This window comes from Desulfovibrio desulfuricans, from assembly GCF_024460775.1.
GTDB classification, from domain to species: domain Bacteria; phylum Desulfobacterota; class Desulfovibrionia; order Desulfovibrionales; family Desulfovibrionaceae; genus Desulfovibrio; species Desulfovibrio desulfuricans_E.
Window position 1 is genome coordinate 20,841 of sequence record NZ_JANFYZ010000012.1, and the last position, 14,903, is coordinate 35,743.

Annotated in this window: 7 protein-coding genes; 4 read left to right on the forward strand and 3 right to left on the reverse strand. The window is 57.5% G+C overall.

The features are described from left to right. Positions 1-323 precede the first annotated feature (323 nt). Positions 324-1,775: a radical SAM family protein gene (locus NE637_RS12465; RefSeq protein ID WP_215647922.1), complete on the reverse strand. Its 1,452-nt coding sequence runs from the start codon at positions 1,773-1,775 to the stop codon at positions 324-326. A gap of 83 nt (positions 1,776-1,858) precedes the next feature. Here NE637_RS12465 and NE637_RS12470 point away from each other — a divergent pair, with 83 nt between their 5' ends. Then, entirely contained in the window at positions 1,859-2,242 is a 384-nt protein-coding gene (locus NE637_RS12470) for a hypothetical protein (RefSeq protein ID WP_192113282.1), read from the forward strand. Positions 2,243-2,288: 46 nt separating this feature from the next. On the opposite strand, the gene NE637_RS12475 is transcribed toward NE637_RS12470, so the two are convergent. After that, on the reverse strand, positions 2,289-3,341 hold the full coding sequence (locus tag NE637_RS12475; RefSeq protein WP_227119016.1) for a glycosyltransferase family protein: 1,053 nt from the start codon (positions 3,339-3,341) through the stop codon (positions 2,289-2,291). 145 nt (positions 3,342-3,486) lie between these two features. On the opposite strand from NE637_RS12475, the gene NE637_RS12480 reads away from it, so the two are divergent. The 3 genes from NE637_RS12480 (at position 3,487) to NE637_RS12490 (ending at position 10,518) form a co-directional block, all read left to right on the forward strand. Beyond that, complete coding sequence (locus tag NE637_RS12480) at positions 3,487-6,936, forward strand: AsmA-like C-terminal region-containing protein (RefSeq protein ID WP_227119018.1); 3,450 nt, start codon at positions 3,487-3,489, stop codon at positions 6,934-6,936. A 132-nt stretch (positions 6,937-7,068) separates the two neighbouring features. Continuing rightward, positions 7,069-7,740: an adenylate kinase gene (locus NE637_RS12485; RefSeq protein ID WP_192113279.1), complete on the forward strand. Its 672-nt coding sequence runs from the start codon at positions 7,069-7,071 to the stop codon at positions 7,738-7,740. A 534-nt stretch (positions 7,741-8,274) separates the two neighbouring features. Continuing rightward, a complete protein-coding gene (locus NE637_RS12490; RefSeq protein WP_192113278.1) occupies positions 8,275-10,518 on the forward strand; it encodes a sensor domain-containing diguanylate cyclase in 2,244 nt (747 codons plus the stop codon). Positions 10,519-10,623: 105 nt separating this feature from the next. Here the strand turns inward: NE637_RS12490 and glgP are convergent, their stop codons facing one another. Then, on the reverse strand, positions 10,624-14,880 hold the full coding sequence (glgP, locus tag NE637_RS12495) for an alpha-glucan family phosphorylase (RefSeq protein WP_227119020.1): 4,257 nt from the start codon (positions 14,878-14,880) through the stop codon (positions 10,624-10,626). Positions 14,881-14,903 lie beyond the last annotated feature (23 nt).

A 14,903-nucleotide genomic window follows, 5' to 3' on the forward strand; every position in this document is an offset into this window, starting at 1 on the left:
CGCCACGGCACAGTGATAGTCCTACCTCATAAATGCGGTTAGCAGATGCGGCACTACAGCCTCTGGCATTTGCGGCATCAGGTATGACTGAGCGCGCCATTCCCCAAAAAAACACATTATTTTTGGGAAATTGCAACAAGTTGTAATCCCTGCCCGTGTATAAACACGCACATACATAAGACAGGCATATACTTGCAGGGCGGTTCCCCTGTGCCCACTAGCGGCTATCACACAAGTACGCTGATACCCGTGGGCTTTTATAACAAAAAAAGAGCCCCGCAGTTGAAGCGAAGCTCTTTACAATCCCGGCATCCAGACTCAGCTTATTCGACGCGCGAAGCTTCCGCTTCTGCCACATCCTGATCTGCACCTCCCACCTCAGCACCATCAATGTCTTCTTCCGTATCCGTTGCCGCTTCTCGGGCGCGCGGGGCTGGCATGCTCCACTCTCCCGGCATGGGCGCGGCAAGTTCGGCTTTTTCACCCAGATAGGGATTAAAATAGCCATAGCGCAGCCAAGGGCAGAGCTTCTTGAGGCGCTTCATGAACGATGTCAGCCCCATGCTGGGCGAGAGTTCCAGTTTTTGCTGCCCCTCGCCGCCGCTCATAAGCTTGAAGTACCATTCGGGATCAATATTGAGGTTGCGCCACTGGATCATGCTCACGCCGTTTTCGCCCACCAGACGCGCCAGAGCGTCCAGCTCTTCTTCCGTATCCGTAACACCGGGGAAGACCAACAGGTTCAACGAAACCCAGATGCCACGGCTGCGGGCCTCGCGAATGGAGGCGCGCACATCGTCAAAGGAATAGCCGGATGGCCTGTAATAGCGCTCATAGAGGCCGCCTCGGGCGCTGTTCAGGCTCACGCGCATGCTGGTCAGCCCGGCTTCCGCGAGGCGGATCACCGCCTCGGGCCGGGAGGCGTTGGTATTGCAGTTGACCGTGCCGGGGCCATCGCCCGCGCGGAACTGACGCACGCTCTCCACCAGAAGATCGGGATTCATGAGCGGATCGCCCTCGCAGCCCTGCCCAAAGGAATAAATTGGCGTACGGGTTTCGCGCCCGGAATGGACGCGCATGACCTCGGCCAGTTCTTCCGGGCTGGGCGTAAAGGCAAGGCGGCACTGCGGCGTTGACTGAATGGGCGAATCTTTCTCCTGCGCGGAAATACAGCCAATACAGCTGGCGTTGCAGGCGCGGGACGACGGCAACGGGGCCTCGTAGCGGCCCAGGGCAAAGTTGCGGGCCGCAGGGCAATCGTAGCGCGCCACGCAGTTATCCATAATATGCCGGATAAGCCTGTTCTTGGGGTAATCGCGCAGCAGGGCGCGGGCGCCCTGCTCAATGCGGCCACGCGGAATATTGCTGAAAATCTGCCGGGGTTCGCTATCCACCCTGCGGGCGCAGATATAGAACCGCCCTCTGGCAAAGCCCACGGCTCCGTAGGCAAACAGGGGCAACATGGGTGCGTTTTCGCCGCTTTCATAGGCAGGGTGGGCCGAAAGCGTGTAGCCGGGTGCGGCAAAGGCCGCCACGGCAAGCTGGGCCTCGCCCTCAGGGGGCGCGATGCGCCCGGTTTCGGGGTCAAGGCCCACAGCCTGCCTGCCAGGCAACAGAAAGAACTCGCTTTCCTCCGGCAGGGGAATCAGCTCGTCCGGACGCGGCAGCCCCCACTGAGCGCCACGCCGACAGACCATGAGCAGATCGGGATCGTCATAGATATTGCCGCGCTCGTCTGCCATTACAAGATGCGGTTCAATGTGTTGCGCGGCCATAAAAGCTCCTTGCCCAAGAGGTGTTGAACGTATATAAAAACTGCTGGCCGGGCCTTCCCGGCCCGTATTTTTGGAGGCCTGCCATGTTTTCCATCATGCTTTTCATTTTTTTGTGTTTTTTCGGAATACTGGCCGTGCTGTATCACATGCTGCGCAGCCAGGAAAAACTTTGCAGGGCGCTGCACGAAGAGCACGCCCAGATGCGTGTGCTGCTGCGCTCGCTGGAATCGCGCCTTGACGCGCTGGACATGACGGAACCTGCCGATGCAGAGTTCTCCCCCAGGGGAGCCGCCCGCCTTGCGCCCCGCCCTGCCCCGCAGCCAGCACAAGACCCCCTGCTGCATCTGAGTTTTGATGAACCCGCGCAGAGCGTCAGCGTTGCGCCCGATGTAGACCCGGCGCTGGATCTGCATTTCGACCCGGCTGTGGGCATCCCTGCTTCATCGGGTAGGAACAGCAGAAATTAAACACCATCAACGTTGAGAATACCCATTCTCAACGTTTTTTTAATGCTCATTCCTGCCCTGTCAGCCCGAATTCTCCCTTGGCAGCCGCCAGATAGGCCTCGCTCAACCCGGTACTGCGCAACTCCTCGGCCCAATGCAAATAGGGCAATCGCAGGTAATCCTTGCGGATGGCTGCGGCCCTGCCCCTGCGGCGCGCAACGCACTGCGGGTCGCTGATCAGGAGGGCGCGCACCTTGTCGCTGAATGTTCTTGCGCGGTGCACCGCCCTATGGCCTCCATCTATGCAGGCCAGCGCGGCCTGCCCCATGCGCGCGGCAACATCCGGGTTCTCAAGCAGATAGCGCACCTGGGCCACGGCCTCGCCAGCAGCGGTTGCAGCATCTACAATACTGCCACTGTCCGCCGTATCCGCCCCATAGCAGAGCATGTGCTCGCCCTCGGCAAAGATATCCGTCAGCCCGTGCCCGATGCGCGGGGTCACAAGGCAACTGCCGCAGCCCAATGCCTCAAAAACCCGAAAGTTCAGGTCGCCGTGCTCGCAGTGGTTCAGCACCACCCGCGCCCTGGCGTATAAATGGCGGTAGGAGCCGGTTACAATCTGCAATTCCGGCAATCCGCTGCGGCACTTTTCCAGAAAGGCTGTGCGGCACGGCAGATTGGCATTGACCGTGCCCACAAACACGCAGTCCATATCCTTGGCTGTCTGAGGCTCGGGCGCATCCTGAGCCCAGGCAAAGGCAGGTGACCACCACACCCGATCTGCGGGCAGATATGGCCCTGCAAAACGCGGCAAATGATCGCGCAAAGACGCAATGCAGACATCAAAAGCCTGAGCGTAATACGGTTGCCACGAATGGATGTGAGAATCCACGCTGTAGAACACAGTGAGGCACGGAAAGTCCTCTACGCCAAGCACATAGGGAGCGCGGCTTTTGTCGGCCACTACCAGCACGTCTGGCTCAAAACCCGCAATACGCACCAGATCATGCCAGCCAAACACGGCGGCATGCTCAAAATTATGCCGGGCCACAGCATCCCAGCCGCAGGAAGAAAGGGCATCGCTAAAAAAAGGACTGCCTATCCACAAAAGCCGCTTCATGCGCCCCCGGCAACAGTAATGTGGTTCTGCGCTAACTGCGCACAGTGCTTGGCATCTCATGCCTGACAGTTGCCAACAGGCCCGATTTGCAATAGGTTCAAAACCTAGCCTCGACGCCCCAAGGCGTCAAGACGCGAGAATGCACATGCTGCTCAACCCTGGCCGACTTCGCCTTCTCACGCGCATTTTTCTGGCGCTTCTGTTAACCCTGTCGGCTATGTCGGCGGCGGTCTTTTGGCTATTGCAACGCAATCCCGAGGCGCTGGCCCAACATTATATTGAACAGATTGCCGCCAGCACCGGCCTGAATATTACTGTTGAATCGGTCAATGTGGCCCTTTTGCCGTTGCCCTCCCTGGCTGTCAGCAATGCCAGCGTGGAGGGCAAGAACTTTAGTTTTACCGTTGCCTACGCCACACTCCGGCCCGACTTTCTGGCGCTGCTGCGCGGCGAACTGCTGCCCCGCAATATCACCCTGCTGCGCCCCCGCCTCAAGGGCGAACTGCCCGTGGCTCTCAGCCTGCCCTTTCTGTTCCCTGACACTGCCGAAGCCGACCAGCCTGTTGCAGCTCAGGCTGCGCCAGCAAATGGCGGAACTCCCCCAAAAGCCGCCCCTCAGCCTGCCGCTTCCTCTACGGCAAAGGCCAGCAATCCACCGACACAAGATGCAACAATCCCAGCCGTAACCGATGCGGCGGCCCCCCTGCAAAGCGCTGCCGCGCAAGAGCAGCCCCCTGCGCAGAATTCCGTGCAATTATGGCTTGCCCGGCTTGCCGGGGACACGACTGGAGGCACGGCCCTTTTGCCGGGCATTTTGCCGGGTCGGTTCAGGCTGGCTGTTTCACAGGGCGAAGTGGACATCACAGGCGCGGACAAAACACAACTGGCGGCAAGCGGGCTGCAATGCGATGTGGAAACAGCCTCGGCCACGCGCCTTGAGGGCAACTTTTTTTGCGCCACAGCGATTCTTCAGCCAGAAGGCCAACTGCCAGCCCGGATTGAACACCTCAATCTGGAAGGCAAGACAGACCTCTCGGCCCCACTGGCAAAAACGCCGCAACTGGCGGCCAAAGGCACCATGCAGTTGCCCAACTGGCTGGCCCGCCTCAACTTCGCACTGGGCCTCAAGGCTGATGCCAATGGCTGGAGCCTGACCAGCGACCTTGAAGGCGAACTGCGCAAGGATGAAGTGCTGCTGCCTGCCCACGTGACCGGCACCGTGGCCCAACGCAACAAGGAAGATCAAGGCATCAGCCTTGAAAACCTGCGCCTGCGGCTTGGGCAGGATGATGTGAACGTCAACGGCATGCTGCGCCTTGGCGGGCCGGACACATTCAGTATCGAAGGCCGCCTGCAGCTGCAGCGCGCAAGCCTGACGGAGTGGCTGGGCTTTGCCCGCAATCTGGCGCCCGGCCTTCAGGTGGCCCTGGACGAAGTAACCCTTGGCACCCTTGATTTTTCAGTGGACGGCAAAGGACTGCGCGTTCCACATATTGATGTAACCGCCGCTGGCAGCCGCTTTTTGGGTTCCGGCGGTGTTGCGAGCTGGGCCAGGCCTGAACTGCTGCTGGATCTCAAGGCCGAGACTGTGAATCTGGGGCGCGCCATCCCTGAATCTGTGGGAGTATTGCCTGCCGAGCCGCGATACGGCCACGGGCCGCTCACTCCCATGCCCGGCAAACCGGTCGAACCCGGCGAAATCGGTCTTGATTACAACATCCGCCTGGCTGCAACCCGGGTGAACTACGGCCCCATTGTTATCAGCGACGCGCTGGTCGTCATCAAGCAGGGGCTGGTCGACCAGGTCACGCATTTTGAAGACACGCTGCTGATTGTTGACGGCACGTTATACGGCGGCAGCGTCAAGGGCGACACCATCATGGGCGGTCACCCGGATACCCCCTACGCCATCCGCCTGCACATGCGTGACATTAACGGCGAAAATCTGGCGAAAGACCTCCCGGTCATGCCCGTGAGCGGCGGCAAGCTGCGCGGTGATGTGGACGTTATGAGCCAGGGACGGGAGCTGGATGTTTTTCTGGGCAGGTTGCGCGGCACGGTAAGCGCCCGGGCCGAAAAAGGCCAGTTGCGCCCGCCGAACAATATCCCCGGCAAGGCCTCCCCCGGCGCAGTGGGCTTTAAAGCGCTTGATGTAAACCTTAAAGTCCGCACGGCGGCCTGGGAGCAAAGCCGTCTGGGCCTTGAAGGCCAGTGGACCGCCACTATTGAAGATGAAGGCATTGACGCCAGCGTGGGCCTTAACGGCAGGCTCTGGTTCAGCGGCGATGGCCAGGGCGGCGGCAACATGGATTTTCAAAACCTGCCCGGCACCATCAGCCTGGGCCTCAGCCCGGAAAAATCCTTTCAGCCAGAGGGCCTGCAAGCGCAGATCAGCGGCAAATTCAGTTGTCAGGCGGCGCGCAACCAGCTTTCGGCAACAGATATGCACGTGAACGCCCTGGGGGCGGACATTTCCGGCGCAGGGCAACTGGGCATGGGCAAGGACGGCATGGTCTGGCAGGGCAAGGTTTCCGCCTTTATCCCGGACAGCACAAAAACACTGCGCCTGCTTGGCGCTGCCAACCCCAATGTGCCCCAACCCCTTCGCCGGATCGAGCTGGACACTGCCTTTAAGGGCGATAGCGGATCTCTGGCGCTGTCAGAGTTCCGCGCCAAGGTGGATCAAAACGATATTTCCGGCAGTATCAGCCTCGACTGGCGCAAGGAGCTGGCCCTGAGATTCAAGCTCTCCGCTCCGCAGATTGATCTTGACCGCTACGTGGGCGACAAGGCCGCCGGGCAGGCAGATGGCGGCAAGAACAAAAAAAAGGCTGAGAGCAAACCGTGGGATCTGCGCTTCATGCGGGCATTTTCCGCTGAAGGCGAAGCGCACGTTGGCCAGCTCACCCTGTGGAAACTGCGCACCGATGACCTGCGCCTTAAAGCCAAAATGGAAAACGGAACCCTGCGTTATGAAAGCCAGGGCGGCAAATTTTATGGCTCCCCCGTGTCTGCTCATGGTGAAATGCGCTTCAACAAAGGGATGGGATTTGCCAATGCCCTGTCCATCGAGGGCTTTGACCTTGCCGCAGCAAGCAAGGATCGCGGCGGCAGCGCTGCCCTTGGCGGGCGCGCGAGCATAAGCTCCGAGGTTGACGCGGAGCTGACAGGGGCAAACCAGCTCCCTGCGCGCCTGAACGGCAAATGGCGCTTCAACGTTCATAATGGCTTTTACCAGTCGCGCGACAAAGACGGCCAGCTCAAGGGCAAACCCACCCGCTTTGATGCTGCGGGCAGCTCCGGCGCAATCACCAACGGCATTGCAAAAAGTGGTGATTTTTATCTCAAGGGGCAGGATCTCACCGTTACCGGCGGCGGATGGATAGACCTCAACAGTGAGACCCTTGACTGTAACTTTACCGTAAACATGAAGAATCTTCCAGAATTCCCCATGCGCCTTTATGGCAGCCTGGACAACAGCAAAACATCTATTGGCGCTGGCAAACTGCTGCTCAACACCATTGGCGGCATCACCCAGGGTTTTGTAGATGTGCTTGGCAGCGTGGTGGAAGGCACCTGGAAGCTCTTTCGGTAAGCAGCGGCCTGCGGGCTGCAACATGTCGAGCATTCTTCCCAGCACCCGTTGACAGGGCCTATTTTAGGGGATAGGGTGCCAGTTGTGTTCTTTTTTGCACAAACTAACTCGGTTCCGGCAAGGAGAGTACCAGTGAATATCCTTATTTTTGGCCCCAACGGCAGCGGCAAAGGCACTCAGGGCGACCTGATCAAGCAGAAGTACAACCTCGCCCACATCGAATCCGGGGCCATCTTCCGTGAACACATCGGCGGCGGCACCGAGCTGGGCAAAAAAGCCAAGGCTTACATTGATCGCGGCGACCTCGTGCCCGATGACATCACCATTCCCATGGTGCTGGAAACCCTGAAGACCAAGGGTCAGCAGGGCTGGCTGCTTGATGGCTTCCCCCGCAATACCGTGCAGGCCCAGAAGCTGTGGGACGCCCTTCAGAAAGAAGGCATGCAGCTTGACTACGTGGTTGAAATTCTTCTGCCCCGCGAAGTGGCCAAAAACCGCATCATGGGCCGCCGCCTCTGCAAGAATAACAACAACCACCCCAACAATATCTTCATCGACGCCATCAAGCCCAACGGCGATGTCTGCCGCGTCTGTGGCGGCGCGCTTTCCAGCCGCTCCGATGATCAGGACGAAACCGCCATCAACAAACGTCACGACATTTACTACAACACCACCGATGGCACCCTGGCCGCCGCGTACTTCTACAAAGACCTCGCTGGCGCTGGCAAAACCAAATACATCGAACTGAATGGCGAAGGCAGCATTGATTCCATCAAGGAAACCCTGCTCTCCAAGCTTGCCTAGTTTGCCATTCTACAGCCAAGAGCGCCTGCCTCGGCGGTCTGCCCGGTAAACATCTTGCTGTAAGCGGTTATGTATAGAAAAGGCCCTGCTTTTGCAGGGCCTTTTGCTGTTTTTGCCAAGCTGTCATGTGATTGCCGCACAGGAGGCAGATCACATCCGCCATTGCAAATTGGGCCTCAACAATATTTTTAACAGTTAATCCATCGTGTTATAGCTTGCTACAAATAAACAATATTATCCAGACTATATATGTTGACAACATCTGGAAACCGCACGTAAACTCTAGAAAATATCACGACTACTGATACTGATTGCACTTTCCTTACGCATAACAGGAAAAGTACAAACAGAAGAATTTTCCCTTTCCCGGCTTTTGGCAGTGATACAGAGACTCCCCCTATACAGCTGGAGCGGCAGCAACTGATACTCAGCGGCTCTTTTGCCGCACCGTGCAGATACAAACTCCCGGGCCATGCTCAGGGGTTCTTTCGTCTCAACGGCCTACCCTGGTTCAAACACCACGGATAATGAGACATGTCAGATATCTCCAAGCCTCTCATATCATTTGCCGTTCTTGTCCTCCTGTTTCTTGCCCCAATATTTTTTATTCATGATTACGCAAGCGATGTTACATCAAACATCTCTGCCACTACACTTACGCGCCTTGCCGAGGTGAACGCCCGCGCGGGCAACAATTTTTATCAGGCTGTTCGCAACAGCATGATGGAAATGAGCGGCATGACCAAGTATCTGGCGCAACAGGATTACCGCGTCAGCAGGGAATACGTGCTTGGCCTTGCCCCTCTGTTTTACGCCCATGGCGTGCGGCGTTTCAGCATTGCGGATGCTGAAGGCAAAGGTTTTGACGGCGGAGGGGCGCAGACAGACTACAGCAACGACCCGATTTTTTTACGCGCACGCCAGGGCTTGACCCATGTTGCGACTGCTGGCAGCACCACCGGCCCGCGGCTTCTGATTATTGCCAACCCGCTGGTTGCCCGCGGCAAGGTACAGGCGGTTCTTATCAGCGAATTCCCGGCAGAAGCCATAGAAAGCAATATGGAAACGTGGGCGTTCAGCAACAACACCTACAACATGGTTTTTGACGATTCAGGCCAGCCCCTGTTCTGGTCGCCGCCCCCCGGCAAGGCCATGGACGACCTCTTTGCTTCGTTCGCCACATGCGGGCTTTCCCCGAATGTGACGGACATATTGCGACAAAAATTTGCAGACGGCGCGCAGCAGTCCATAACTTTTTTCGACAAAGCCACGGGCCTTTTCATCGCCACAACGCCTGTTGAACGTTTTGGCTGGCGCATGGTTTCCTTTGTTCCGCAGCAAGCAGGCAATGCGGCAGCTTCAAAACAGTCGCTCATCACCAATGAGCTTGTCTGGCGGCTGGTCATTCTGGCTGGCATCATCCTCACATTCCTGCTGTTGCTCGAGCGCAACTCCTCTCGCAAGCTGCGCCGCCAGCAGGAGGATTACCGCTCCATTATCACCAGCATGTCCGGCGGGGTGCTCAAATTTTTCAGCCCTGATGGCACATTCCTTTTTGTCAGCCCCAATTATGTAAAAATGCTCGGATTTACCGAGGCGGAATTTAAAAAAACATACGGCAACAGCTTTTCTGCCACAGTATATGAGCAAGACCGCGAATCCACGCTGCGCACCATGCGCAAGCAGATGAAAAACAGCCAGCCCATAGACGTGGAATACCGCACCCGCACCAAGAACGGAGCATTGATCTGGCTGTACCACAAAGGGTCCGTGGTCAACATTGAGCACGGCCGATCGTACATACAAAGCATTGTCTTTGACATTACCCGCAATAAAGAAGCGGCGCTTTCCAAACGCATATCCGATGAGCGTTACCAGTTTATTCTGGAACAGCACGACATCAACATATTTGAACAAAATCTGGTCAATGGCTATTTTTCATGTTCGGCCCAATGGCTGCACACCTTCGGAGCTGTTTTCAATATCCTCGAGAACGACCCGGCCATCCCGCTGTTTCCTGACGATCAGGAACGCCTGGTGGCTTTTCAAAAAGAAGTGCGCCTTGCGCCGCATCAGTATAAATGCACCCTTGAAGCGCGTTTGCGTGATGCCGAGGGGGAATACCGCTGGTTTCGCATCGAGGCCTCCAACATAGCCAATACCCAGGGTTCCCCCATCTACTCCATTGGCATTATTACTGATATCGACAAGCAAAAATCTCTGGAGCTGCAATTACGCACCCAGGCCACACGCGACAGCGGCACCGGAATGCGCAACAAGATGTCTACGGAGAAGGCAGTATCCCAATTTCTGGAAACGCACGAATCCCCTCTGCCGCAATTCTATGCCATGTTCATGGTTGATTTTGACAATTTCAAAGGCGTCAATGACCGTTTCGGCCATGCCATGGGCGACAAGGCCCTCTTTGACATGGCCCAGATCATCCGCCGCAATTTCCGTGGCGTGGACATTGTGGGACGCATCGGCGGCGATGAATTTCTGGTTTTCTGTACAGAAAAGATGTCGCTGCACGGAATACGCGAGCGCGCCCACATACTAGTGGAACAACTGCACACCCAGTGCTGCGACCAGCACTCATGCCTCACCCTGACCGCCAGCGTTGGCGTGGCGTGCAGCCCACGGGACGGCACAACCTATGCCGAACTGTTCAATAAGGCAGACAAGGCCACCTATGCGGCAAAAAAACTGGGCAGAAACAGATGCGTGTTCTATAAAGAGATGAATGGCGATGCCCAGCAGGGCGACCCTCTGCAATAACACTCTTCGCCCCCTTTGCCCCGCCTGATAAAAACTGCCGCGCCCCGTATCAAACACGGAGCGCGGCAGAACTACGCTTTCAGCCCATAAAGAACGCTAAAACTCCTAGGCCCAGAGAATATTGTCCGTTTCCAGCGGCGAAGCCTGCGCCGGATGCACGGGCATGATGCGTACACCATATCTGTAGTGGCCGCTGAACGAAGGGATGTAGCTTGCGGTATAGCGCATGCCGTCCTGTCCGTTTTCTCCTGATCTCGGTTCAAGCCGCAATATTTCCGGCTTGTCGCGGAAGCTGCCGTTAATGAGCGCCTGCCCGATCACAAGTTGCACCAGTATCTCCTGCGGCTTCATTTCGCCAAGATGCATGCGCAGTTGCACACTCACGGGTTCGCCGCAGATCATGGTGTTGTTTTCCACCCCGCTGATGGTCAGTTCGTCCACCTTGACCGTGCCAAAACGCGCGGGCAAATCACTCTGCCATGCTGCAAGGGCGCGGCAGGCCTCCCAGTTGTTGTCGCGCAGCATGTTGCGCCTGCGCGCTGCCCGCAGATAAAACTGACGTATATAATCGTTGAGCATGCGGTTGCTGCTGTACATGGCCGTGAGACTTTTGAGCGAACGCTTGGCCGTGGCAATCCATTCCAGGGGCAGTCCTTCTGCATCGCGCTCAAAATACAGGGGGACAACGGCGTTCTCCAGCAGTGAATACAGATCCTCTGCATCGGCGTAGTCATTCTGCTCGCTGCTGGGCAGTTCTGTGGAAACAACCGGGCCAATGGTCCAGCCGTTCTGGCGGTTGTAGCCCTCGCACCACCAGCCGTCAGAAATACTCAGATTGATGCCGCCGTTGACGGGCAGTTTCATCCCGCTGGTGCCTGAGGCCTCGTGCGGCCTGCGCGGCGTATTGAGCCAGACATCGCAGCCCTGCGCCATAATGCGCGATACAGCCAGACTGTAGTTTTCCACAAAGAATATGCGGCCCAGAAAGCGCTCGTCGCGGCACATGCGCAGCACTTCCTGAATCATGTTGATGCCCGCCTCGTCCGCTGGATGCGCCTTGCCGGAAAATACCAGCACCACAGGCCGATTGGTATTGCTGAGGATGCGGGCCAGCCTGTCCAGATCTGCAAAAATCAGCGTGGCGCGCTTGTAGGGGGCGAATCTGCGGGCAAAGCCGATAATGAGGGTATCGGGTTTGAGCATGGATTCCATGCGCTTGCGTTCATCCGATGACAGATGAAACTTCTGGATAAATTCCGGAATCCGGCGGCGCAGGTCATCAAGCAGGGCTTCCTTCTGGTGCATGCGGGCCGCCCAGAAGGCCTCGTCAGGAATTTGGTCCACCTTGTCCCATACGCCGGAACCGGGAGGCGACTGCATCCAGCCAGAACCAAGATACTGGTGCAGCAGTTCATGCATCCAGCTCCCCACATAGGACGGCACGTGAATACCGTTGGTAACGTGCCCGATGGGCGTTTCCGCCACGGGCAGGCTTTTCCAGAGGTTGTTCCACATGTGGCGCGAAACAACACCGTGCAGGCGGCTCACACCGTTGGCCCAGCACGAATGCCGCAAAGCAAGCACCGTCATTTCAAATGAACTGCTGTTGCCGCCCTCTATCTGCCCAAGCTGCACAAACTGCTGCCAGGACAAACCAAGGTTGGCGGCGATTCCGCTGAAATACCGTTCCATCAGCTCCAGAGAAAACGATTCGTTGCCAGCGGGCACGGGCGTGTGCGTGGTAAACACCGTATTGGAGCGCACCCGCACAGTTGCCTCGGCATAGTTCATGCCCATGCTCAGGCATTCCTGAAGGCGTTCCATGGCCATAAAGGCCGAATGCCCTTCATTCATATGAAAAACGCTGGGCATTATACGCATCGTTCGCAGCAGCCGCATGCCGCCCATGCCCAGCAGCATTTCCTGCAGCAGGCGTACCTCTCGGTTGGCCTCATAGAGCTTGTCGGTAATGCGGCGGTCTTCGTCAGTGTTGCGGCGGGTGTCCGTATCCATGAGGTACAGGGTTATGCGCCCCACGGCCAGTTTCCACACCCTTGCAAACAACAGACGGCCCGGCAGTTCAAGCTGCACATAGACCGGCTGATTGTCCGCATCGTACAACATCGAAATGGGCATGAGGCCGAAGTTGTTGACGGGATACTGGGCCACCTGCCGTCCATCGGCATCTATATCCTGCCGGAAATAGCCGTTTTTGTATAAAAGCCCAACGCCCACAAGGGGGATAGCCATATCCGAGGCAGACTTGAGGTGATCGCCAGAGAGGACGCCAAGCCCGCCGGAATAAATGGGGATGGATTCACTCAGGCCGTATTCTGTAGAAAAATAGGCAATGGGGGCTTCTGGCGTCACATCCGTGCTGAGCGAGCGGATGGGTTCGGCCATGTAGGCATCGAACTTGGCGACGACCTCACGGTAAAGATTCATGTAGTCTTCGTTTTCCAGCAGATCGCGGAAGCGCTCCGGATCGGCCTGCTCCAGCACCCTGAGAGGATTACGCCAGCTTTCCCAATGGGAAGGGCTCAGGGCCATGAACAGGGCCTTGGCCTTGTCGTGCCAGCACCACCACACATTGCGGGCAATGTCGCGCAGGCGGGAAAGCTCTTTCGGCACCTCGGCAACGGCCATGATGGGCCGCAAAAATGGCGTGGCGGAACACGATGTGGAAAGCACCCTCGCCAGAGCCGCATGCCCGCAATCGCAGTTAATCCGGGTGGAGGCCTTTTTGAAGGCTATTTCAAAGGCCCTGACATAGTTTTCAAAAAAGAACTGCCACGATGATTTTTCCGCCAGCGCACGCGCCTCCGCGCGCCATTGGGGCAAATCATCCACTGCGCAGGTGGCGGCGCGGATCAGATGCTCGTGCAGCACTGTGGCGCTTTGCTCAAAATTCATACCCCGGCGGGGCATGACGCACACGCCCTTGGGCGTAACGGCTCCCTCCTGCAACTGCGTGCGCGCCCACATGCCAAAACCTGAAAGGTCTGTAGTAATGGTGGGCACGGCCCAGGCCGCGCTTTCCTGCGGCGTATACCCCCACGGCTCGTACCAGGAGGGGAAGCAACCCACATCGCAGGCCGACATGACATCATCGTAGGGCATATTCAAAAAGCCGTCTTCCCCATTGAGCATGGCTGGCACAAAGATGACCTTGACCCTGTTTTCCGGCCTGTTGTTCAGACCCAACCGATGGCAGGCATTGAGAATCGGATCCTGCGGCGCGTTCCAGGCGAAATGCGTGCAGATAAAGGGCAGGCCGTTGTCGTTGGCCTCGGGGTCGCCAGAAACCGCAGCGGTATTAACGCCCGTATGCCCACCCATGACAAGGCACAGGGCCAGAATGGAAGCGTCCGTGCCCGCGAGGCTCTGCTCAAGCTTGGCCAGGGCATCAAGGAAGATGTCCACGCCCTTGTTGTGCATTTCATATCGGCCGGAAATGGCGAAAATGCGTGTGTTGGCTGGCAGTTCGCAACGCAGAAAGCGGCTGGAGGCCTCCACTATGCGCGCACGGTGTTCCGCCGGGCGGGAGCGGTCTACGGAATAATCGGGGATAACCCGCATATCCAGACCGTTGGTGGTGATGACATCGGGCTGCCGCCCCAGCAGCACCGCGGATTCTTCCCCGGTGATGGGGCTGACGGTGGTGAACACGTCCGCCTCGCGGGCGCTGGCCCCCTCAAGAGACCACTTGGCCGTGATATTCAGGGCTGCGGCTTCGTTGGCAGGATTGATGCTGCGCAGGTTGGAATAGATATCCCGCCCGGTCCCTGCCATGGCCCGCCCGAGCATGGTGGCGTGGGTGGTGAACACAGTGCCTATGCCGGGAGAAAGCCTTTTGAGCGAAAGCAGGCCCGCGCCGCACATCCATTCGTGGAACAGGGCAACGCTGCGTCCCTCAAGGGGTTCCACCCGGCTTTCATGAATGGCCGCAATAACCGCACTGCAGGCTGTTGCGAACATGACGGGTTCAATATAGTCCCATCCGCCGGAAAGCGAATCCACACCGTAATTTTTCCACAGATCATACAAAAGCTGGTTGCTGGAATATCTCTTGGAAAAATCCACCAGGATGGCCTTGGGGCGACCGGGAATATTCCAGCGGCCCATACGGCATTTGAGATCCTTTGTAGCAAATGCCAGACGGAGCGAATCCCAGATATTCTCGTCTGTTTCTTCAAAACCCACATTCTCCGCCAGGGACGGGCCAAGGAGAAAATAGTCCTCGCCAAACTGCTCTACAGCCTGAAGTGCCTTGCTGCTGACCACAGAGTAGATGCCCCCCACCTTGTTGCAGACTTCCCAACTGACCTCAAACAACGTGACGGTGGTGTTATCGAAATTCATGCTTTCTCCTTATGGAAAGGCCG

What these genes read in the sequence shown, in the direction of transcription:
- NE637_RS12490 (WP_192113278.1), top strand. Translation starts at nt 8,275, where the DNA reads ATGTCAGATATCTCCAAGCCTCTCATATCATTTGCCGTTCTTGTCCTC.
- NE637_RS12465 (WP_215647922.1), bottom strand. Translation starts at nt 1,775, where the DNA reads ATGGCCGCGCAACACATTGAACCGCATCTTGTAATGGCAGACGAGCGC.
- NE637_RS12470 (WP_192113282.1), top strand. Translation starts at nt 1,859, where the DNA reads ATGTTTTCCATCATGCTTTTCATTTTTTTGTGTTTTTTCGGAATACTG.
- glgP (WP_227119020.1), bottom strand. Translation starts at nt 14,880, where the DNA reads ATGAATTTCGATAACACCACCGTCACGTTGTTTGAGGTCAGTTGGGAA.
- NE637_RS12480 (WP_227119018.1), top strand. Translation starts at nt 3,487, where the DNA reads ATGCTGCTCAACCCTGGCCGACTTCGCCTTCTCACGCGCATTTTTCTG.
- NE637_RS12475 (WP_227119016.1), bottom strand. Translation starts at nt 3,341, where the DNA reads ATGAAGCGGCTTTTGTGGATAGGCAGTCCTTTTTTTAGCGATGCCCTT.